This is a genomic window from Spirillospora sp. NPDC127506, from assembly GCF_040302145.1.
Classification (GTDB): Bacteria; Actinomycetota; Actinomycetes; order Streptosporangiales; family Streptosporangiaceae; genus Spirillospora.
On record NZ_JBEORG010000003.1, the window covers coordinates 222931 to 242637 of the forward strand.

21 protein-coding genes are annotated in these 19707 nt (G+C 72.7%); 11 read left to right on the forward strand and 10 right to left on the reverse strand.

What is annotated here, in order from left to right; translation table 11 throughout:
• Window positions 1-22: 22 nt before the first annotated feature.
• Both dapC and fdxA read right to left on the reverse strand, forming a co-directional pair.
• Window positions 23-1108: a succinyldiaminopimelate transaminase gene (gene dapC, locus ABTW95_RS05485; protein ID WP_396447476.1), complete on the reverse strand. Its 1086-nt coding sequence runs from the start codon at window positions 1106-1108 to the stop codon at window positions 23-25.
• Window positions 1109-1193: 85 nt separating this feature from the next.
• Window positions 1194-1520 (reverse strand): ferredoxin, encoded by a 327-nt coding sequence (gene fdxA, locus ABTW95_RS05490; protein WP_396447475.1) that lies wholly within the window; start codon window positions 1518-1520, stop codon window positions 1194-1196.
• A 112-nt stretch (window positions 1521-1632) separates the two neighbouring features.
• Here fdxA and ABTW95_RS05495 point away from each other — a divergent pair, with 112 nt between their 5' ends.
• Window positions 1633-1902: a putative acetyltransferase gene (locus tag ABTW95_RS05495; protein ID WP_500224854.1), complete on the forward strand. Its 270-nt coding sequence runs from the start codon at window positions 1633-1635 to the stop codon at window positions 1900-1902.
• 14 nt (window positions 1903-1916) lie between these two features.
• Here the strand turns inward: ABTW95_RS05495 and ABTW95_RS05500 are convergent, their stop codons facing one another.
• The 3 genes from ABTW95_RS05500 to ABTW95_RS05510 form a co-directional block, all read right to left on the reverse strand.
• Window positions 1917-2891, reverse strand: coding sequence for a polysaccharide deacetylase family protein (locus ABTW95_RS05500; RefSeq protein WP_500224857.1), 975 nt, complete (start codon window positions 2889-2891; stop codon window positions 1917-1919).
• Between the two features lie 86 nt (window positions 2892-2977).
• Window positions 2978-3850, reverse strand: coding sequence for a crotonase/enoyl-CoA hydratase family protein (locus ABTW95_RS05505; protein ID WP_500224859.1), 873 nt, complete (start codon window positions 3848-3850; stop codon window positions 2978-2980).
• Window positions 3851-3918: 68 nt separating this feature from the next.
• Window positions 3919-4254: a hypothetical protein gene (locus ABTW95_RS05510; RefSeq protein WP_500224861.1), complete on the reverse strand. Its 336-nt coding sequence runs from the start codon at window positions 4252-4254 to the stop codon at window positions 3919-3921.
• 40 nt (window positions 4255-4294) lie between these two features.
• Between ABTW95_RS05510 and ABTW95_RS05515 the strand changes: the two genes are divergently transcribed.
• Together ABTW95_RS05515 and ABTW95_RS05520 are read left to right on the forward strand one after the other, a co-directional pair.
• Entirely contained in the window at window positions 4295-5107 is an 813-nt protein-coding gene (locus ABTW95_RS05515; protein ID WP_396454173.1) for a class I SAM-dependent methyltransferase, read from the forward strand.
• Window positions 5108-5140: 33 nt separating this feature from the next.
• On the forward strand, window positions 5141-5800 hold the full coding sequence (locus ABTW95_RS05520) for a hypothetical protein (RefSeq protein ID WP_500224865.1): 660 nt from the start codon (window positions 5141-5143) through the stop codon (window positions 5798-5800).
• Here the strand turns inward: ABTW95_RS05520 and ABTW95_RS05525 are convergent, their stop codons facing one another.
• Window positions 5801-7567, reverse strand: a complete 1767-nt coding sequence (locus tag ABTW95_RS05525) for a TNT domain-containing protein (protein ID WP_500224868.1) — start codon at window positions 7565-7567, stop codon at window positions 5801-5803.
• Between the two features lie 199 nt (window positions 7568-7766).
• Between ABTW95_RS05525 and ABTW95_RS05530 the strand changes: the two genes are divergently transcribed.
• A complete protein-coding gene (locus tag ABTW95_RS05530; protein ID WP_500224871.1) occupies window positions 7767-8849 on the forward strand; it encodes an alpha/beta hydrolase family protein in 1083 nt (360 codons plus the stop codon).
• Here ABTW95_RS05530 and ABTW95_RS05535 read toward each other — a convergent pair.
• Window positions 8846-9790 carry a zinc-binding dehydrogenase gene (locus ABTW95_RS05535; protein WP_500224874.1) on the reverse strand — a complete coding sequence of 315 codons (945 nt, stop codon included), beginning with the start codon at window positions 9788-9790 and terminating at the stop codon, window positions 8846-8848. The two genes, ABTW95_RS05530 and ABTW95_RS05535, sit on opposite strands and share 4 nt — an antisense overlap.
• A 157-nt stretch (window positions 9791-9947) precedes the next feature.
• Between ABTW95_RS05535 and ABTW95_RS05540 the strand changes: the two genes are divergently transcribed.
• The 3 genes from ABTW95_RS05540 to ABTW95_RS05550 are packed head-to-tail and all read left to right on the forward strand — an operon-like array spanning window position 9948 to window position 13116.
• The gene (locus tag ABTW95_RS05540) at window positions 9948-10541 is read left to right on the forward strand and encodes a hypothetical protein (RefSeq protein WP_500224878.1); all 594 of its coding nucleotides are present in this window, start codon (window positions 9948-9950) and stop codon (window positions 10539-10541) included.
• 23 nt (window positions 10542-10564) lie between these two features.
• Entirely contained in the window at window positions 10565-11320 is a 756-nt protein-coding gene (locus ABTW95_RS05545) for a hypothetical protein (protein ID WP_500224880.1), read from the forward strand.
• Window positions 11317-13116, forward strand: coding sequence for a serine/threonine-protein kinase (locus ABTW95_RS05550; protein ID WP_500224883.1), 1800 nt, complete (start codon window positions 11317-11319; stop codon window positions 13114-13116). The genes ABTW95_RS05545 and ABTW95_RS05550 overlap by 4 nt, the downstream gene beginning before the upstream one ends.
• 45 nt (window positions 13117-13161) lie before the next feature.
• On the opposite strand, the gene ABTW95_RS05555 is transcribed toward ABTW95_RS05550, so the two are convergent.
• Both ABTW95_RS05555 and ABTW95_RS05560 read right to left on the reverse strand, forming a co-directional pair.
• Complete coding sequence (locus ABTW95_RS05555; protein ID WP_396454177.1) at window positions 13162-13989, reverse strand: SAM-dependent methyltransferase; 828 nt, start codon at window positions 13987-13989, stop codon at window positions 13162-13164.
• Window positions 13990-14071: 82 nt separating this feature from the next.
• Window positions 14072-14482 carry a RidA family protein gene (locus ABTW95_RS05560; protein WP_500224886.1) on the reverse strand — a complete coding sequence of 137 codons (411 nt, stop codon included), beginning with the start codon at window positions 14480-14482 and terminating at the stop codon, window positions 14072-14074.
• A gap of 117 nt (window positions 14483-14599) precedes the next feature.
• Here ABTW95_RS05560 and ABTW95_RS05565 point away from each other — a divergent pair, with 117 nt between their 5' ends.
• From ABTW95_RS05565 to ABTW95_RS05575, 3 genes are all read left to right on the forward strand, one after another.
• On the forward strand, window positions 14600-15379 hold the full coding sequence (locus tag ABTW95_RS05565; protein ID WP_500224890.1) for a hypothetical protein: 780 nt from the start codon (window positions 14600-14602) through the stop codon (window positions 15377-15379).
• A gap of 155 nt (window positions 15380-15534) precedes the next feature.
• Window positions 15535-16998 (forward strand): hypothetical protein, encoded by a 1464-nt coding sequence (locus ABTW95_RS05570; RefSeq protein WP_500224892.1) that lies wholly within the window; start codon window positions 15535-15537, stop codon window positions 16996-16998.
• Between the two features lie 59 nt (window positions 16999-17057).
• Entirely contained in the window at window positions 17058-18914 is a 1857-nt protein-coding gene (locus ABTW95_RS05575) for an endonuclease/exonuclease/phosphatase family protein (protein ID WP_500224894.1), read from the forward strand.
• A gap of 14 nt (window positions 18915-18928) precedes the next feature.
• On the opposite strand, the gene ABTW95_RS05580 is transcribed toward ABTW95_RS05575, so the two are convergent.
• A complete protein-coding gene (locus ABTW95_RS05580; RefSeq protein WP_500224897.1) occupies window positions 18929-19273 on the reverse strand; it encodes an MmcQ/YjbR family DNA-binding protein in 345 nt (114 codons plus the stop codon).
• 81 nt (window positions 19274-19354) lie between these two features.
• On the opposite strand from ABTW95_RS05580, the gene ABTW95_RS05585 reads away from it, so the two are divergent.
• Window positions 19355-19699 (forward strand): CU044_2847 family protein, encoded by a 345-nt coding sequence (locus ABTW95_RS05585; protein WP_500224899.1) that lies wholly within the window; start codon window positions 19355-19357, stop codon window positions 19697-19699.
• Window positions 19700-19707 lie beyond the last annotated feature (8 nt).

Genomic DNA, 19707 nt, shown 5'->3' on the forward strand with positions numbered 1-19707 from the left:
AGGCGGGGGTCAGAGGCGGGGGTCAGAGGCGGTCGACGGCGGCGGCGACGCGGTCGTCGGTCGCGGTGAAGGCGATCCTGACGTGCCGGGCGCCGGCCGGGCCGTAGAACTCGCCGGGGCCGACGAGGATGCCGAGGGACGCCAGGTGGGCGACGGTGTCCCAGCACGGCTCGTCCCGTGTGGCCCACAGGTACAGGGACGCCTCGGAGTGGTCGATGCGGAAGCCGTGGCCCTCGAACGCCGCCCGCAGCGCGGCGCGGCGGCGCGCGTACCGGGCGCGCTGCTCGTCCACGTGCGCGTCGTCGGCGAACGCCGCCGTCATCGCGGCCTGCACCGGCGCCGGGACGATCATGCCGGCGTGCTTGCGGACCTCCAGCAGCCGCCGCACGAGCGCGGGGTCGCCGGTGACGAACCCTGCGCGGTAGCCGGCCATGTTGGAGCGCTTGGACAGGGAGTTGACCGCGAGGAGGCCCTCGTGGGAGCCGTCGCACACGTCCGGGTGCAGGATCGAGATCGGCGGGTTCTCCTCGTCCCAGCCGAACTCCAGGTAGCACTCGTCGCTCACGACGATCGCGCCGCGGCCGCGCGCCCACGCGACGACCTTGCGCAGGTGCTCGGCGGGCAGCACCTTGCCGGTCGGGTTGGACGGCGAGTTCACCCACACGATCTTGGGGTTCACCGGGCCGAGGCGCAGCAGCCCGTCGGTCGCGACGGGCGAGGCGCCGGCCAGCCGGGTGCCCACGTCGTAGGTCGGGTAGGCCAGCTCGGGGAAGACGACCTTGTCGCCGGGGCCGGCGCCGAGCAGCGTCGGCAGCCAGGCGACCAGCTCCTTGGTGCCGATGACGGGGAGCACCGCGTCCGGGTCGGCGCCGGACACGCCGGCGCGGCGGCGCAGCCAGCCCGCGACGGACTCGCGCAGTTCGGGCGTCCCGTAGGTCTGCGGGTAGCCGGGCGCGTCGGCGGCGGCGGCGAGGGCCTCCCGGACCGGCTCGGGCGTCGGGTCGACGGGCGTCCCGACGGACAGGTCGACGATGCCGTCCGCGTGCGCCAGCGCCCGCTCCTTGTAGGGCGCGAGGCGATCCCACGGAAAGTCCGGCAGCGTGAACACGTGCCCTGCTCCTCACTCTGGAGAAATCGCGGGCCGCGGCCGTCCCGAACTCGGGAGACCGCGGCCCGGAGTGCGTCGTCCCTGATCAGTCGTCGTGGCTCTGCGGGGGCAGCGCGGCGACGATCGGGTGGTCCTTGTCGATCTTCCCGACCTTGGACGCGCCGCCCGGCGAGCCGAGGTCGTCGAAGAACTCCACGTTGACCTTGTAGAAGTCCTTCCACTGCTCGGGCGTGTCGTCCTCGTAGTAGATCGCCTCGACAGGGCACACCGGCTCGCACGCACCGCAGTCCACGCACTCGTCCGGGTGGATGTACAGCATGCGCTTGCCCTCGTAGATGCAGTCGACCGGGCACTCCTCGATGCATGCCTTGTCGAGCAGGTCCACGCAGGGCTGCGCAATGACGTAGGTCACGTCAGTGACTCCTCTCGGATATCCGGCCCCGCCGCACGTCACGGGTCGCCGCAAGCTCGCTGTGAATAGTATGGCCACGACGGCTCGGTCGGTTCGACATGGGGGTCCTCAAATGTCCGCTCGCTTCGCCGCGCGGCTGGTGGTGTCCATCAGTGGCGCGGACGTGGGTCAGCGGATCTCACTGCGCCGCCGTCTGCCAACGGGAGAGTACAGCGACGTCGTCGGCGTGCTCGAATCGTGGTCCGGCGGAACGCTCGCGGTGCGCCGCCGCACCGGTGAGCTGGTCGAAGTGCCCGAGGAGACCATGGTCGCGGCGAAGGTCGTCCCGCCGCAGCCGCCGCCGCGCCGCCGTCCCCGCCGAGAGGAGCCGGAGGGCGGCTGACGCGGGCGTCCGGTTCAGCCCGTGCCCGCCGGCTCGGGGCCGGTGGCAGCGGGGCCGGTGGGAGCGGCGCTGGACGGGGCCGGGCCGGACGGGGCGGGGCTCGGCGAGGCGGGACTCGGCGGCGCCGGGCTCGGCGACGTCGCGGGCGGCGGGCCGTCCGGCGCGCTCGGGGCTCCCGGGCCCGCGGGCGACCCGTACGGCGGCGGAGCGGCCGTCACCTCCACGGTCCGCTCGCTGTAGGTCACGCCCGGCTCGAGCTCGCGCCCCTGGAACAGCTCCGACACGGTGACGAGCGTGAAACCGCGCTTCTTCAGGCCGTCCACCACCTTCGGGATGGACTCGACGCTCGCCTTGTGGATGTCGTGGAACAGGATGATGCCGCCGCTCTTCGCCTCCTTGATGCCGACCCTGACGTCGCGGGCCACGTCGCGGTACCGCCAGTCGAGCGTGTCGACGCTCCACAGGATCAGCGGCATCCCGATGACGCGCCCGACGCGCTTGTTCGTCGCCCCGTAGGGCGGGCGCATCAGCACCGGCTCCACGCCGCCGGACGCCTCCATGACGGCCTTCTGCGTCCGCTCGATCTGCGACCGCACCTCGGCGGACGGCAGCCCGGTCAGGCTGGGGTGCGACCAGCTGTGATTCGCCAGTTCATGACCCTCCAGCGCCATCCGCCGCACCACGTCGCGATGCGCGCCGACGTTCTCGCCGAGCATGAAGAACGTCGCGCGCACGCCGCGCCTCTTCAGCGTGTCCAGCAGGCCCGCGGTGTAGGGGCCGGGGCCGTCGTCGAACGTCAGCGCGACGCACTTCACCCGGTCGCAGTCGATCTTCCGCGGCGGTGGCGGCGCCGGCGATTCGCTCGCCTGCGCCCCGCGCCCGAGGGCGGCCTGCTCCCCCGCCGTCCGCGCCTGCCGCTTGCCCGAGTGGCTGCATCCCGCGGCGAGCAGGAGCCCGGCCCCGATGATGGCGATTTTCCTGATCCGCACCACGCACCCCCGAACGTGTCGCTTCGGGGCCGCTCATACCCTCCGTCACGGATGCGACACACAGCGCGATGATGCGGGAACAGCGGTCAGCGGACGGGCCAGTCCGGCACCTCGGGCGGGAGGTCCTTGCTGACGCGCATCGGGAACGCGGCGTCGCGCTTCTCCAGGAAGGACGACACGCCCTCGATCGCGTCGGCGGCGCCGCCGAGCGCCGCCATCAGACGGGAGTCGGCGATGTGCGCGTCCCAGGGGGACGGGGCGGACAGGCCCGACCACATGAGGCGGCGGATCGCGGCGACCGACACCGCGGAGGTGCCGCCGGCGATCTCGCGGGCGAGGGCGTAGGCGGCGGGCAGCAGCTCGTCCGGCGCGTAGACGCGGGAGACGAGGCGGCCCGCGAGGGCCTCCTGCGCGTCGAACACGCGCCCGGTCGCCGCCCACTCCATGGCCTGCGCGATTCCGACGAGGCGCGGCAGGAACCAGCTGGACGCGGCCTCGGTGACGATGCCGCGGCGCGCGAACACGAACCCGAACCGGGCCTTCTCGCTGGCGAGCCGGACGTCCATCGGGAGGGTCATGGTGACGCCGACGCCGACCGCGGCGCCGTTGAACGCGCCGATGACGGGCTTGAGGCAGCGGGCGATGCGCAGCGCGACCGTGCCGCCGCCGTCGCGCGGGGTGCCGTCCTCCAGGACGTCGTCCTCGCCGGCGTACATGTCCTTCGACTTCTCCTTGTCGAAGGTGTCGCCGCCGCGGCTGAGGTCGGCGCCCGCGCAGAACGCCCGGCCCGCGCCGGTCACCACGACCGCGCGCACGTCGTCGTCGGCGTCGATCCGGTCGAAGGCGTCGAGCATCTCGTTGCGCATGGTGAACGTGTAGGCGTTCATCTTGTGCGGCCGGTTCAGCGTGACGGTGGCGATCCCGTCGCGAACCTCGTACTCGATCTCCTGGTACGTCACCCGCGGGCCCCTCTCACGCTCGATAGAGCCCGATTCTAGAACGGACCTTCAGGTGCGGCCTCGCGGAGTCAGACGCGGGCCTCGGGGAAGAGGCGGAGCACGACGTCCCGGCGCCACTCGGCGAGGTCGCGGCCCGGCGGCGGCACGGGGACGAGCGCGCCGTCCGCCGCGGCGGCGTAGCCGATCTCGACGCCGGAGGCGAGCTCGGCGGGCGGCTCGCCGGTGGCGGCGAGGCGCCGCGCCACGGCGCCGAGGACGCGCGCCCAGCCGTCCCCCAGATACGGCGGCAGCCCCTCGGCGCGGAGTTCGGGCAGGTCGCGCGCGGCGAGGCCGATGGTGCGCAGGATCAGGCCGTCCGGGCCCCCGGCACCGACGATCCGGACCTCGGACGTGACGTCCGCCATTCCCAACGCCGCCTCCCTGCTGGACTTTCTCCGATAAATTATGACAGTGAACTGGGCCGTGACGACGTACGACTCCGCCTTCGGGTATGTGTCCGCGCACGGTGCCCCCCTGGTCGACCTGCTCGATCCGCAGCCGGGCGAACGGATCATCGACCTCGGGTGCGGCACCGGGTCGTTCAGCGCGGAGATCGCCGAGCGGGGCGCCGAGGTGCTGGGAATCGACGGCAACCCCGACATGGTCGCGCAGGCGACCGCGACGCACCCCGGCCTGTCCTTCATCGTCGGCGACGCCCACGACTTCACCGTCGGCGAGTCCTTCGACGCGGTCGCCTCCAACGCGGCCCTGCACTGGATGACCCGCGACCCCGACGCCGTCATCGGCCGGGTGCACGCGGCGCTGCGCCCCGGCGGCCGGTTCGTCGGCGAGCTGGGCGGCGCCGGGAACTGCGCCGAGCTGATCGTCGCGATGCAGACGGCGTGGCGCGTGTTCGGCCTCGGCGAGCCCGAGCTGCCCTGGTACTTCCCGTCGCCGGCCGAGTACGCGACGAAGCTGGAGGACGCCGGGTTCACGCTGCGGCTGCTGGAGCACGCCGACCGCCCGACCCGGATGACCGAGGGCCCGAACGGCGCCGCCGACTGGGTCCGCGCGTACGCGGCGAGCGCGCTGGCGGACGTCCCGCCGGAGCTGGTCGACCCGCTGCTCGACCGGGTGAACGACCTGGCCGCCCCCGCGCTGCGCCGCGAGTCCGGGTGGGTGGCCGACTACGTGCGGCTGCGGTTCGCCGCCGTCCGCCGCTCGGACGGCGCCGCACCGACGCCGTTCGGCCCGCTGGCCTCCGATCGCCCGCTCTGATCGCCCCGCGCCCCGCCGCCTAGGGTGGGAGGCATGCTGCGGTTGTACGACCATCGGGTGGGACGCGCCGAACCCCTGCCGCCCGGGCCCGGCCTGCGCCTGCAGATCCTGGACGGCACCGGTCACCGCACGCTCGTGGTCGCCGACCTGCTCCGCCGGATCGCCGGGCGGGCCGGGCGCCGGGTCCGCTTCGCGAGCGTCCCGGTCGCCGTGGAGGGCTGGGCCGACTACAACGTCGCGCCGTTCGAGGTGCTCGGCGAACCGCTCGCGGAGGCCGACGTGTGCGTCTCCGCCGGGCAGGCCGACGTGGACGCGCTGTGCCTGGCGGTGCCGCAGGAGACCGGGGTGAAGCCGGCGGACCCGCTGGCCGCGCGGCTGGTGATGCTCGAAACCCCGTACCGCGAGCCCGTGGAGCTGACGGACGCGCGGCTGTCGGCGGCGGGCGGGCGGCTGGACGCGTGGCGCGGCAAGGTCGCCGAGTGGGCGACGTCCCCGGGGCATCCGATGAGCAAGGACTACGCGACCCGGGCGGAGGCGGCGCTCGCGGACGACCTGGACTGCGCGGGCGCGCTCGCCGTCCTGGACCGGCTCGCCGGCGACCCGGACGTGCCGCCGGGCGCGAAACTGGAGACGTTCATCCACCTCGACATGCTGCTCGCGCTCGGGCTGGTGTCGGCGATCGGGAGCGCCTGATCAGACCTCGACCACCGTGCCGTCGGCGAGCAGGTCGGCGAACGGGCGGCGGAACACGTGCGCCGTCCCGCCGCCGGGCTGCCCGAACCACGGCACGGCCGTCCCCGTCAGCGCCTCCACCGGCCGTTGCAGCCGGTAGACGTGGTACGGGCGGTCCCGCCAGTCGGGCGGGAGGGACCTGTGCGGGTAAGGGGTGCGCGCCGCGTAGGCGACGTTGCCGTCCGAGCCGCCGTAGCGGTCGACCTCTGTACCCGGTGCCAGCTCCGTGATGCGGCGGTCGCGCAGAAGGGAGAGCGGGGGCTCTCCCTTGAGCGGCTCGAACGGCCCGTCCTGGACGGTGTGGCGCGGGTCCAGCAGGAGCTGCCCGAGAAGTTGCGCGGAGGCTTGCTCCGTGTCGCCGAACGCCGCCTCATTGCGGCGCTCGCCGTCCCGCATCAGGAAGACCGTCCAGCCGGCCCCTTGCGGCATGAGGCACCAGGCGCCCTCCGCGGTGTCCCTGATGCGGTAGGCGGCACGGTCGACGCGGAGCTGGTCCAGGCGGTGCTGGAGCCTGGCCTCCCAGTCCGGGGCGGATTCCGTCCGGACGTTTTCGGGGACGGCGCGGCCGGTGACGGCGGCGTTCGCGGCGTCCATGGTGTCGTCGTCCACGGGAGGGACCTCGTACCCGTTCGCCCTGATATGCGCGACCAGGTCGGACTCGGGCGGCACCCCGTGCTCGTCCAGGTAGTAGGCCACCGCACCCGACCAGACCCACGCGCCGTCGGTGTGGAAGGCCAGCGGCACGACCTCCCCGCGCGACGGGTCGAGGCGGTCGGGGGCGTTCGAGCGGGCCGCCGTGACGACCGGGGCGCGCCGGAGGTAGGCGGCGACGCGGTCCTTCTCGTCCGGCCGGACGGGCGGGCGGGACACGGCGGGGCGGCCGTCGCCGGTCCTCGCGTGATCGAGGATGCGGGCTCTGCGGAGGCCGCCGGGCGCCGGAGGCGGCGGCTGGGCGGGCGGCTCGTCGTCGTAGGTGAAGTCCGCCCGGCAGCGCACCGCGCCGTCCTCGTAGGCGACCTCGACGTCGATCCTGGACCAGGTCGAGCCCTGGAAGGCGTGCGTGCCGGCGCGGAGCCGCTCCAGGAGCGCGGCGGCGGCGTCAGGGGGCGTCCATGACATGCCGGCCCCGTCGGCGCGGAGGCACGTCATCGCCGGGAACGTTCCGGCGGCCGCGTCGTAGGACCCGGTGACCGTCCGCCAGAGCGGCGGCGCCTGATCGGCGATCAGCGGCGCGAACCGGTCGTTCAGCAGCTCCATCTGCTCGACCGGGTTCATCGGGCCCGCCGGCCCGGGGGGCTCGGACGGGTCGCGGCCGTCCAGCCGGTCGCGCAGCCAGCCGGGCACGTTGGCGCCGTCGCGCGGCAGCACGATCTGGTCGCGCCGCCAGTGGTCCGCGGGGAGCGGCGGATCCCACATCGGGTCGAAGTCGTAGTTGTAGAGGGCGCACGCGGCGCCGGGCTCGACGATGGCCGCCATCGAGAACCAGGTGCCCTGCTCCGACAGGTAGTGCGCGCGGCGCAGATCCACCAGCAGGCCGGTCAGCTCGTCCGGGACGGCCACGGGCTTGATCGCGCCGTCCCCGGTCAGGGCGGTCAGCGCCGCGTCGGTCACCGCGACGGTCGCCGCGCAGCGCAGGTCGATCCGCCGCCACCCGGGCGGCGCCGCGCGCCGGACGAGATCGACCACCCGGCCCTCGACTTCCGCGCTGCGGCCGCTCCGACCCGTCACCCGCGCCCTCCGTGCGTCCCGATGGCTGCCTCGATGGCACCTGTGCGGCAGATTAACCGCACCGCGGGGTGACCCGGGCTTTCGCGGTCCCCGAGAGAAGCTAACTTCGTATGTCGTGTCGACCGAAGCCCCAGAATCACCGGCACCCGCGGCGCCCGAGCCGCCGGTCCGACCGCGGCGCCGCCGCGCCCGCGCACTGATGGCGACGTTCGTCGCCCTGGCCGTGCTGCTGTTCGCGGCCGTCGGCGGCGTCGGCTGGTACTTCGCGGGGGTCGCGATCGAGGTCGACCACACGGCCGAGTACCCGCTGACGATCGTCGACGCGGCGGACGGCACCGTCACGCTGCCCCGCGAGCCGGTGACGGAACGCCCCGGAACGTGGGCCTTGGTATGGAAGGACGGCCGGGCTCTGCTCGGCCCCGTCGTCGGGGGCGACACCCGCAACGTCGTGCGGAAGGTGTCGAAGGTCGTCTCGGGTTCCCTGGAGAAGGGCGCGCCCGCGGCCATCGACCACTGGATGTACGACGGCGACCCCAAGACCGCCTTGGGGCTGCCCTTCGAGGACGTGACGTATCCGTCGAAGGTGGGGCCGATGCCGGCGTGGGTGGTCCCGGGGTCGTCCAGGACATGGGTCATCGCCGTCCACGGCCGGAACGCGGACAAGGCGGAGACGTTCCGCGTCATGCGCGCCGTGCACGAGTTGGGCCTGCCGATGATGGCCATCGCGTACCGGAACGACGTGGGCGCGCCTTCGTCCGACGACCGCAAGAACCACCTCGGCGACACCGAATGGCACGACGTCATCTCCGCGATGGGCTACGCGCGCGCACACGGCGCGACCGGAGTCGTCCTGTACGGGTGGTCGATGGGCGGGGCGATGGTCATGACCGCCTTGCGGAAGGACCCGTCGTTCGTCCGGGGCATCGTCCTCGACTCGCCCGTCCTGGACTGGAGCGCCACCCTGGACAAGCAGGGCGACGCCCGCAACCTGCCCGGCTTCATGACGGACGTGGCGAAGCAGGTCCTGGAATGGCGCATCGGCATCGACCTGACCGACTACGACCAGCGCCGGTACGCGTCCCGGCTGCGCACGCCCGTCCTCCTCTTCACGACACAGGATGACGCCACCGTCGACAACGGCCCCGCCTACACGTTCGCCAGGAAGGCCCCGGCGGGCATGGTCACGCACATCTCCACACCGGGCGACCACACCGAATCGTGGAACGTCGACCCCGCCGCCTACGAACGCAATCTGGAATCGTTCTTGAAGAGGGTGAGCTAGACCTCCAGCAGGGTCTTGCCGACGGTGGAGCGCGACTCGATCGCCCGGTGCGCGTCCGCGGCTCCCTCCAAGGGGAAGCGCTGCCCGATCACCGGCCGCAGCCGTCCCTCGGCGGCCTCCCTCAGCGCGCTCTCGGTGAACGCCCGGAGCTGCTCCGGCGTCGCCGCCGGCCGGACCAGCGTCACACCGCGCGCGGCCGCCTCGTCGTCCGGGATGCTCGCCCACTCCCCGGACGCGAGCCCGAAACTGACCATGCGCCCGCCGCCGCGGAGCAGCGTGAACGCCTCGCGCGCCACGTCGCCGCCGACCCCGTCGAACACGACGTCCACGCTCCCGGCCTTCCCGGCCCAGCCGGGCTCGCGGTAGTCGACCGCCTCGTCCGCGCCGAGCCGCAGCGGGATCTCCGCCTTGCGCGCACCCCCCACCGCCGCGACGACCGTCGCGTCCCTGGCCTTCGCCAGCTGCACCAGGAGCGTCCCGACCCCGCCGGCGGCGGCCTCCACGAGCACCCGCTCGCCCGGACGCGGATCCGCCGCGCTCAGCATCATCGCGGCCGTCCGCCCGTCGGCGAGGAGCGCCACCGCGTCGTCGAGCGCCAGACCGTCCGGCACCTGGAAGAGCCCCGCCGCGTCGACGACCGCCTTTTCCGCGTAGGCGCCGGTGCCCCCGGTGCTGCTGACGACCCGCCGCCCGACAAGGTCGTCGCCCACCCCCGCGCCGACCTCGGTCACCACGCCGCCGACACCGTTGCCGGGGATGACGGGCGGCTCCAGCCTCACCGGCGCCGGCCCGTCGCCCGACCGCATCTGCGTCTCGACGAACGTGATGTTGACGAACTCGACCTGAACCAGCGCCTGCCCCTCGCCCGGCACCGGATCTGGCGCCTCCCCCGGGACGAGCACCTCCGGCCCGCCGAACCGCGTCAAACGCACCGCACGCATCCGAACCCCTCCCATCAGCGGTAGCGGGACCAGCGTGCAACCTCAAGCAAAGTCGAGGTCAACCCGTTCGCAACGAATCTCTTTTCTGGCCACACGCGCCTCTGTAAGCTTTCGGGCGAGTTCCGCCCCCGTTGTCGGCTGCCGCTCAAGGAAGACGATGCGCGCCCGGTTGGTACGTTTCTCCCCACTCGGGGCAAGCCGCGCCGCCGCCGCGGCCGCCGTGCTGGCCCTGTGCACGGCCGCGGGCTGCGGTTCGTCCGGGTCGTCCACCAACGGGAAACTCGCCCCGAACGGCTCCCTCGACAACGGCGCCGCCGCCCCTTCCCCCGCCGCAGACGCCCCCTCGGCCATCCCCACGGCGGAGCTTTACAAGACCGTCCTCAAGCGCTACCGCGCCTACCAGGACGCCTACAAGAAGGCGTACGACACCAACGACCCGTCCGGCCTCGCCGCCGTCGCCATGGACCCCCTCCTCACCGAGGTCACCGAGGACGTGGAGGCGACCAAGGCCAAGGGCGTGGTCTGGCGCTTCACGAACACGTTCAACCCCCGCGTCTACGCCCGCTCCAAGGACAGCACGAAGGTCTACGTCATCGACTGCGTCAGCACGCTCGCCGCCTACCGCTACTCCGCGAAGACCGGCAAGCGGATCGAGCAGCTCCCCGGCGGATCCTTCGTATACCGAGCCACCGTCGCGTACGACTCCGGCACCTGGAAGGTCGCCGCCAATGTCCGGGACCGGCAATGCTGACGGTCCGCAGGGAAGGACACTCGATGTCTGCCCACACCCCCACCAGACGCCGGGCGGCCGCCGTAGTCGTCGCGACCGCCATGACCGCGCCTCTGCTGGTCGCCGTCCCGGCCCACGCCGCCCCCTGCAAGGTCACCAAGAACAAGCACGCGAACTGCAACAAGGTCGTGCACACACCCGGGACCGGAGGAGGCGGGACGGGAACAGGCGGCGGCGACGCCGGCCCCTGGGTGCCTCCCGCACCAGAGGGGTTGACTCCTGACGAGGCACCGGGGGTCGTAGAGGTCCCAGGCGGGAACGCGCCTGCGCCCGCGCCGCCCGCCACGGCCGACCTGGTCGCCATGGCGCAGGCCGCCGCCGAGTTCCCCACGCCCGCGGTGCACACGGCACCCGAAGGCAAGACGTTCGTGAGGCTGCGGACGGCCCTGTGGGTGGACGGCTTCGAAGACGTGCAGACGCCGCCGATCACCGTCGGCGCGCAGACGATCCAGTTGGTCGCCGAGCCCAAGTCCGTGACCTGGAACATGGGCGAGAAGACGTTCCAATGCGCCGACGCCGGCACCAAGGACGGCAAGACCTGCAGCTACACCTACCGGAAGTCCTCCGCGTCCAGACCCGGCGGCAAGTACACGATCACGGCGACCATCAACTGGGACGTCCGGTGGACATGTGAGGGCGACGACTGCGACTCCGACGGCGGTGTCCTCCCTCCGAACCCCGTGTCATCGCCGGACACACCTCTCGTAGTCGGTGAGATCCAGACCAACACGGGCCAATGACGCTGCATGAACATCGGTTGCCCGGGTTCGTCGAACTCGCGGAGCCGGGGACGGGCGCCCAAGGCGAGGTCGTGCTCGCGCGGCACGAGTCCGGCGGCCCACCGGTGGCGATCAAGTACCTGGCCGCCGACCTGCTCGGCGACACGGCCGCCCGGAGCCTCTTCCGCGACGAGGCCCAGATGCTCAAGCGGGTCGACAACCCGCATGTGGCGCGATTACTCGATTACCTGGAATCACCTTGGGGCGCCGCGATCATTCTGGAGGCCGTACCGGGCCGTCCACTCCGCAAGGTGCTGGACGAGCACGAGGGCGCGCTGACACCCGAGGCGGCCTTGGCGACACTGAAAGGGTCGCTGCTCGGGCTGGCGGCGGCACACGCGGTCGGCGTCGTCCACCGCGACTACAAGCCCGGAAACGTACTCGTCCAGGACGACGGGCAGAGCAAACTCATCGACTTCGGGGTCGCGGTTCTCACCGGGCAGGGCGGCCAGGCCGGGACGCCCGCCTACATGGCGCCGGAGCAGTGGGATGGCGGACCCGCCACCCCGGCGACCGACCTCTACGCGGCCACGGGCGTCTTCGTTGAATGCGTCACAGGCGAGAAGCCGTTCGCGGGGACGACTCTCGCGGAATTGAAGGCCGCGCACTCGGAAGGCTTCACCTCATTCGAGCGCGTGCCGGAGCCGGTGCGCCCGCTCGTCCGGCATGGCCTGGCGAAGAGCCCGAGCGATCGAGCCTGGGACGCGTACGAGTTCGTGAGCGAGCTGGAATCAGTCGCCGTCCAGGCTTACGGCCCCGACTGGGAACGGCGCGGCCTCCTCGCACTCGGCGCGGTCGCCGCGGCCGTGGTGACCGCCGTTCCGCTGGCGATGCTCGGCGGCGCCCTTCTGGCTCCCGGCGCATCCGCGGCCGGCACGGCAGCCGGCACGGCGGCAGGCACGGCGGCAGGGCACGCGTCCACCGGGCTCGCCCAAGGCGCCGCATCGGTCGATGTGATGGCCAAGACCGGAACGTCCGCCTCCAAGGGCTTCCTGAGCAAGGTCGGCGGCCCCAAGGGCGCCGCGGCCATCGGCACCGTCGGTGTGGGAGCCGTGATCGCCGCATGGCTGTTCCGGCCCTCCGAGCCCGGTGTCGGCGGAGAGGACCACGGATTGCTCCACGCGGGGTTAACGCGACCGGGAGCACTCACCAGCCAGCCCAACATGCCCGCTTCGGAAGGCCCCACCCTGGACGCGAAGATCTCGATCGCTCCGGCCCGGGTCAAGCCGGGAACGACCGTCCGTATGGTCGTGCAGGTCCGCGCTCGCATGCCATACGGCGGGAAGTACCTGCCCGGTGGCCGACGCCAATGTTTCGGCAAAGACGCGAACCGCCAGGACATCGTCCAGGGATACGACTGGACCGTGGGTGGGGGAGACTCCCCGCAGCACGACGAGAGCCCTGGAAGTGGATGGCAGACGGTCGGGCTGAACCTGGCTTTGTATCGGAGTCCCCCGGCCGAACGGGAGAAGCTCGCGGGGCTCACGTCCCCGCTCCTCCTCCGAGCACCGCCGGTGAAAACCGACAACGTCGAAGCCTATGTCCGTTCCGAATGCGCCTACATGACCGAATGGACCGAGACTCGCACCTTGACCCTCCCGGGAAGCACGGTGGTGCGGCCGGGACGTTACCTCGTCTCCCCCATCAACCCGCTGCGCGTCACGAAGACCATCCGTGACGGCAAGCCGATCGCACCGGCGGAGGCGGGTGCCTTCGTTGAGGGAACGCTGCCGATGATCGAGGTGCTGGACAGCTGATCCACCGGGACTCAAAGGGTCATGCCGGGCGGGCGGCTCGGCGGACTAGGCCGGTTTGCGGGCCACGCCGCCCCACAGGGCGGCGGGGGCGGAGGCTTCGAGCTCGGAGCGCGGGCGCCATTTCGCGACCTCGACGACGCCCGGCTCGATGAGCTCCAGGTTGTGGAAGAACCTGGTGATCTGGTCGCGGTCGCGCAGGTTGACCGCTTCCGCCGAGTCCTTGTTCATGGTCTGGGCGAACCTGGCCATCTCCTCGGGGAAGATGTCCTTCGCGGTGTGCGACAGCACCAGGTGGCTGCCCGGCGGGACGGCGGCCATGAGGGTGTCCACGATCCGGTACGGGTCCGCGCTGTCGGGGATGAAGTGGAGCACGGCGACGAGCATGACCGCCACCGGCTGCGTGAAGTCCAGCGTGTGGGACGCCGCCTGGAGGATCTTGTCGGGCTCGCGCAGGTCCGCGTCGATGTAGTCGGTCTTGCCCGAGGCGGTGCCCCTCAGCAGGGCCGCGGCATGGGCCAGCACGATCGGGTCGTTGTCGACGTAGGCGATCCGGGCCTCGGGCACGATCGCCTGGGCGACCTCGTGCGTGTTGTTGGCCGACGGAAGCCCGGTTCCGATGTCCAGGAACTGGTGGATGCCGGCCTCCGAGACCAGGTACTCCACCGTCCGCGCCAGGAACGCGCGGTTCGCCCGGACGGATTTCACCGTGGACGGGAACGCCTGCAGGCCCCTCTCCGCGGCCGCTCGGTCCGCGGCGAAGTTGTCCTTGCCGCCCAGCCAGGCGTCATAGACCCTGGCGGGGTGCGGGACGTCTGTATTGAACCGGGCAAGTTTGTCCTGGTTTGGCGATTCTTGCGGCCGATCCGATCCCACGAACGTCTCCTCTACCGCTCGATGCTGCACGGATCACCCTATATTCGGGCAGCCCTTCCAGGCACGCATTCGGTGTCCGGTATCACCCGGGCAGCGCCGCGGTGAGGTCCACCTCGACCAGCTGGCCCGGGAAGCCCAGCTGGGCCACGCCGAGGAGTGTGCTGGCGGACGTGAAGGCCGGTCCGAGGCCGGAGGCGGTGAGCCGGCTCCAGGCGGTGCTCAGGTCCTCTCTGTCGTCGCTCCGGACGTAGATCACCGAGCGCACGACGTCCTGCGGCCGGGCCTCCACCGCGGCGAGGGCGGCGAGCGCGTTCTCGACGACCTGATCGACTTGTGCCTCGATGGAGTCCGGGCCGACGAGGGAGCCGCTCCGGTCGAGCGGGCATTGTCCGGCCAGGTGAGCCGTCCGCCCGGCCTCCGCGACGGTGATGTGGTGGTAACCGGGCGTCTCGTGCAACGACTCCGGGTTGACGCGGATGATCTCGGCTGCCATGGCTGCGAGTCTGACCAGGCATGCCGCGAACGCGCATCACATTTTCCTTCGTGCCGTAATCCGCGTGCCGGCTCCCCGGGTGGGATGCTGACGCCGGCGCAGAGCGGAGGAGGCATCATGGCGACCACGGTCACCGGCGACGGCTACACGTTGTGGTACGAGGTGAAGGGCGACGGTCCGGCCGTCGTCTTCCCGTCGAGGATGCGCGCCGAGCACGGCGCGCTCGCGGCCGCGTTGGCCGAGCACGGGTACCGGGTGGTGCGCTACAAGCCGCGGCAGGTCGTCGGGCTGATGGAGCCCGAGGACGAGGCGGGCGGCCCCTGGGAGCCGACGGGCTGGACCCGCTTCCCCGCGGACGTCGAGATCGCCGACTTGCACGCGGTGGCGGACGCGGCCGGCGCGGGCGACTTCGTGCTGGCCGGGTACTCGGGCATGGCGGCGCTGGCGGGGTTCCTGGCGGGCGCCGCCGAACGGGCGGTCGGGCTCATGGTCGGCGGGTTCCCCCTGCTGTCCGGCGCGGACTACTGGCTCGGGTACGTCGAAGGCGCCCGCGCGGCCCTGCTGCAGGCGGGGCTCCAGGAGAAGGCGGACGAGCAGCATCTGGGCATCTTGATGTACCGGGAGTGGGCGACGCGCGACCAGGCCGAGGTGCTGGCCGCGCTGAAGGGGCCGAAGATCGTCTGGTACGGCTCGATCGACGGCGAGCCCGAATGCCGCATGTACGACTACGTGGGAGGGAGCGCCATCGCGCGCCGTGTCCGCGAGACGGCCGGAGACCTGCGCCGGGCCGGGTTCGAGGTCATCGAGTTCGAGGGGCTGGACCACATCGCCGGGCTGGCGGAGGCGCCCCTGGTCGCCCCGAAGCTGGCGGCCGCGCTGGCCGCGGCCGGCTGGTGAACGGCGGGGGCGCAGGTGAGCGCGCTGGTATGATCTCCGGCGATGCGTGGGCGGAAGCGGTGACGCAGCCAGGAGGCCCGCCCCCGGCGTGATACGGCCGATGTCCGATCGGCGCGGGATGCCGTCCGCCCGCTCGTCCACAGTTAGGTTCCCCGGTGCTGCTCTCCCCTCTGGCCAGGCGTCGCTCGAAGAGCGCGATGGGCGCGGTCAAGGGCAACTGGCTGTTCGCGGCGGTGCTGCTCGCGGGCGTCGTCCTGCGGGTGATCACCATGCTGGGGTTCCGGAGCGCGCTGTGGTTCAACGACAGCTACGACTTCCTGCGCATCGCGGACGACCCGTTTCCGCATCCGCTGCGGCCGTCGGGTTACGGGATCCTCCTCTGGGGGCTGAAGCCGTTCCACAGCCTGGCCCTGGTGACGCTGCTGCAGCATGCGGCGATCGCCGGGCTGGCGGTGGCCGCGTACCGGATGCTCGTCCGGGACTTCGAGGTCCGCCGGACGTGGGCGGCGCTGGCCGTCACGCCGATCCTGCTGGACTCGTACCAGATCGAGCTCGAGCACCTGCTCTTGTCGGACACCTTGTTCATCGTGCTGGTGTTCGGCGCGACGCTGCTGCTGGCCAGGCCGGGGGCGACCGGGTGGCGGCGGGCGGCCGCGGCGGGGGCGCTGCTCGGCATGGCGTCGGTCACGCGCACGGTCGGGCTGCCGCTGTTCGTGATCGTGCTGCTCTACCTTGTCGTCCGGCGGACGAGGTGGCCCGTGTGCGCGGCGCTCGCGGTGACGTTCGTGCTGCCCGTCGGCGCCTACGCGACGTGGTTCCAGCAGGAGCACGGCCGGTTCCAGATGACCGGGGTGGACGGCGTCTTCCTCTGGGGGCGGACGGCCGCGTTCGCCGACTGCGACGCGCACGCGCCGCCGCCGGACCTGGCGAGCCTCTGCCCGTACGGGGCGAAGGAGAACCGGCCCGCCTCGTCCCATCAGATCTGGGAGGAGAACTCGCCGACCGGTTGGTCCAACGGGAGGGCGTTCAGCCAGGAGACGAACGAGCGGGCGCAGCGGTTCGCGTTCTGGGCCATCCGGAACCAGCCGGCCGACTACCTGCGGGTCGTCTCGTACGACTTCTTCGTCCGGACGTTCTCGTGGCACCGGTCGCAGTATCCGACGGTCGGCACCGAGGCCAGGTACCACTTCCCGACGAAGCCGACCGCGCGCAAGCCCGGTCTGCCGGTGCTGGGCGGCGGCGACCGGCGCACGGTCGTGTACGAGTACTCGCACGGCACCGGCCGGACGCACATCGTGGAGCCGTACGCCGAGTTCATGCGCGACTACCAGGAGCGCGTGAGCGTCCCCGGGACGGTGCTCGGGATCGTGCTGCTGGCGGGTGCGGCCGGGATCGTGCGGCGGCGGGCGCGCGCCCGCACCGCGCTCTTCTGGACGCCCGCGGTCGCCCTCCTGGCCATCCCGCCGGTCACGGTCGACTTCGACTACCGGTACATGCTGCCCGCCATGCCGTTCGCGTGCTTCGCCGCCGCGCTGGCGTGGGGGCGCCGCAGGCCGGCCGCCGCGGTGGAGGTGCCGGAGGCGGTGGCGGCGCCCGAGGCGCAGCCGGCCGACGCCTGACGGCCCCTTGCGCCCACCGGCGCCTTACGTGAGACTTTCTCGCATTCTGGGAGGTCTCGGTGTCGCGAATCCGGTGGGACGTCCTGCTGGGCGTCGTCGTGCTGGCGGACGTGCTGCGCGTCTTCCTGCCGTCGCTGATCACGCTCGTCGGCAGCGCGGGGTCGACCCCCGCCGAGGTCATGGGGGCGTACGCGCTGTCGTGGTTCGCCGCGGCGTTCCTGACCGTCCCCCTGGCCCGGTTCGTCCCGGCCCCCAGGCTCGCGGTCTGCGGCGCGGGCCTGCTGGTCACCGCCCGGATCGTCCTGCAGCTCTCGGACGGCGGCGACCCCCAGCTCTACGCGGCCGGCATCGGCCTCCTCGGCGGGCTGGTGTGGCTGACCGCGACCGCGATGGCCGTCCGGGACGCCGCACCGGTCATGACCGGGTTCGCCGGCGGGCTCGCGGCGGCGACGGCGCTGCACGCGGCGCTCGAAGGCATCGACCTGGTGTGGCGGCCGGGCCTCGTCCCGTGGCTGCCGTTGGCCGTCTACCTGGCGCTGTTCGCGTTCACGTCGGCGAGACGGCCTGATGCCGAGCCGGACGCGCCCGGCCGGCCGCGGATCTGGCTGGCCGCCGGGCCGGCGTTCCTCCTGTGGGGCGTCTGGACGGGGAACGCGGCGCACGCACAGGCCAGCGCGGGATGGTCCGGGGGCGTCGCGGCCGCGGTCGTGGCGGCGTCGGCCGCCCTGTCGGTGGCGGTGGCGGCCCGACCCCGGTTCTGGACGCGGCACCCGCTCGCGCCGGCGGCCGGGCTCGTCCTGTCGGCGGCCGGGTTCGCCGCCGGACGGGCCACCGTGGACGGCGTCCACGGCGTCTCCCCGTCCTGGACGGTCGCCGCGCAGGTGCTCGGGCAGTTCGCGCTGGCGGGCTGCCTCGGCTGGGCGGCCGCGTCCGCCGCCGGCCCCGACCGGCCCGGCCGGCGCGGGACGGCGATGGCGGGCGGCTGGCTGCTGTTCGTCGTGCTGATGTTCGCCTACTACTCCGCCTACGACCTCGGGACGCCCAACCGCTGGGTGCCGGTCGTGACGGCGCTCGGGGTCGCCGCCCTGACCGTCCGCGCGCCGGAGCCGCGGCGCGAGCACGGCCTGGAGGTCTGGGCGGCGGGCGCGGCCGCCGTCGCCGTCCTCGCGGTGGCCGCGGTGCCGCTGTGGCGGGACACCGGCCCGCGCCCCCGGCCGGTCGACGACGGCGGTCTCCGCATCGCCGCCTACAACGTGCGCATGGGCTACGGCCTGGACGGGACGATGACCGTCACCCGGCAGGCCGGCGTCCTGCGCGCCATGCGCCCGCACGTCGTCGTCCTCGGCGAGGTGGACCGGGCGTGGCTGCTGAACGGCGCCCGCGACTCGCTCCGGCTGTACGCCGAGCGGCTCGGGATGCGGGCGGTCTGGGCGCCGGCCGCCGACGAGGTCTGGGGCGACGCGCTGCTCACCGACCTGCCGGTCACGTCCGTCCGGAACGAGCCGCTGGTGAAGGGCGGGCCGACCGGCGCGCAGGCGCTCATGGTCGGGCTGCGCTGGAAGGGCCGCGACATCACGGTGATCGCCACGCACACGCAGCCGCCCGCCGGCTGGTCCGGCCTCGGCCAGGCCGAGCAGCTCGCCGCGCTGGCCGCGGGCGCCGCGCGGGACGGCCGCCAGGTCGTCGTCGCCGGCGACCTCAACCTGGAGCCGGGCAGCCCGCCCTGGCGGACGCTGACGGACGCGGGGCTGACCGACGCGCTCGCCGCGTCCCGCCCGTTCGCGACGCCGGTGACCGGGTCGAAGCCGATCGACCACGTCCTGGTCACCTCCGGCCTCACCGGACGCGACGCGGTCAGCGAGGACGCCCGCTACTCCGACCACCCCGCGATCGCCGTCACCCTCGACGCGAAATGAGCGATGCCGGCGCGCTAGAGGCCGAGGCGCGCGGCGGCCACCTTCTTCGGGACGACCATCCGCCATGCCTCCGTGACCAACTCCTCCATTTCGGCTTCGTCGAGCGCGGCCGTCCAGGCGTGGACCCAGTTGAAGCGCATGTCGGATTCGCGGGGCAGGTGGAATTTCTCCGGTTCGGACGCCACCAGGGCGGCGCGCTCCTCCTTCGGGAAGGCGAAGCCCATCACGGTCTCGTCCCGTGAGAACGCGACGTAGACGATGGAGCCGACGCGGAACTTCACCTGGTCTCTGATGAGGTGCTCCGATGTGCGGGGCAGCGTTCTGGCGAGCGCCCGCACCTGCTCTACCGTGATCATCATGTCCTCCTGTGGCCGCGGTTCCATCAGCGAACCACCCGGGTCCGACGGTCTTGTTAGATTTGCCCGCGGGAGGGGGCGTTCGTGAACGAACTGGTGCGCTGGCAGACCGAGCACGGGACCATCGTCGTCGAGAGCGACGAGGAGGAGCCGGGATTCCAGTCGGTGTCGCGGACCGGCGAGATCTTCCACGAGGCGGCGGGCAGGTTCGAGGACGCGTTCGCCAACGTCCGGGAGGCGGCCCAGTCGGCGCTCGCGGCGCTGCGCGGCGGCGCCCTGGACCCCGACGCGGTGGAGCTGGAGTTCGGCGTCAAGCTGAACGCGGCGGCCGGCGCCGTCATCGCGAAGACGTCCGTCGAGGGGCACCTCAAGGTCAAGATGACGTGGGGACAGCCGCCCGCCGGGGCCGGAGCCGCGGAAGGGGCGTAGCGGGGATC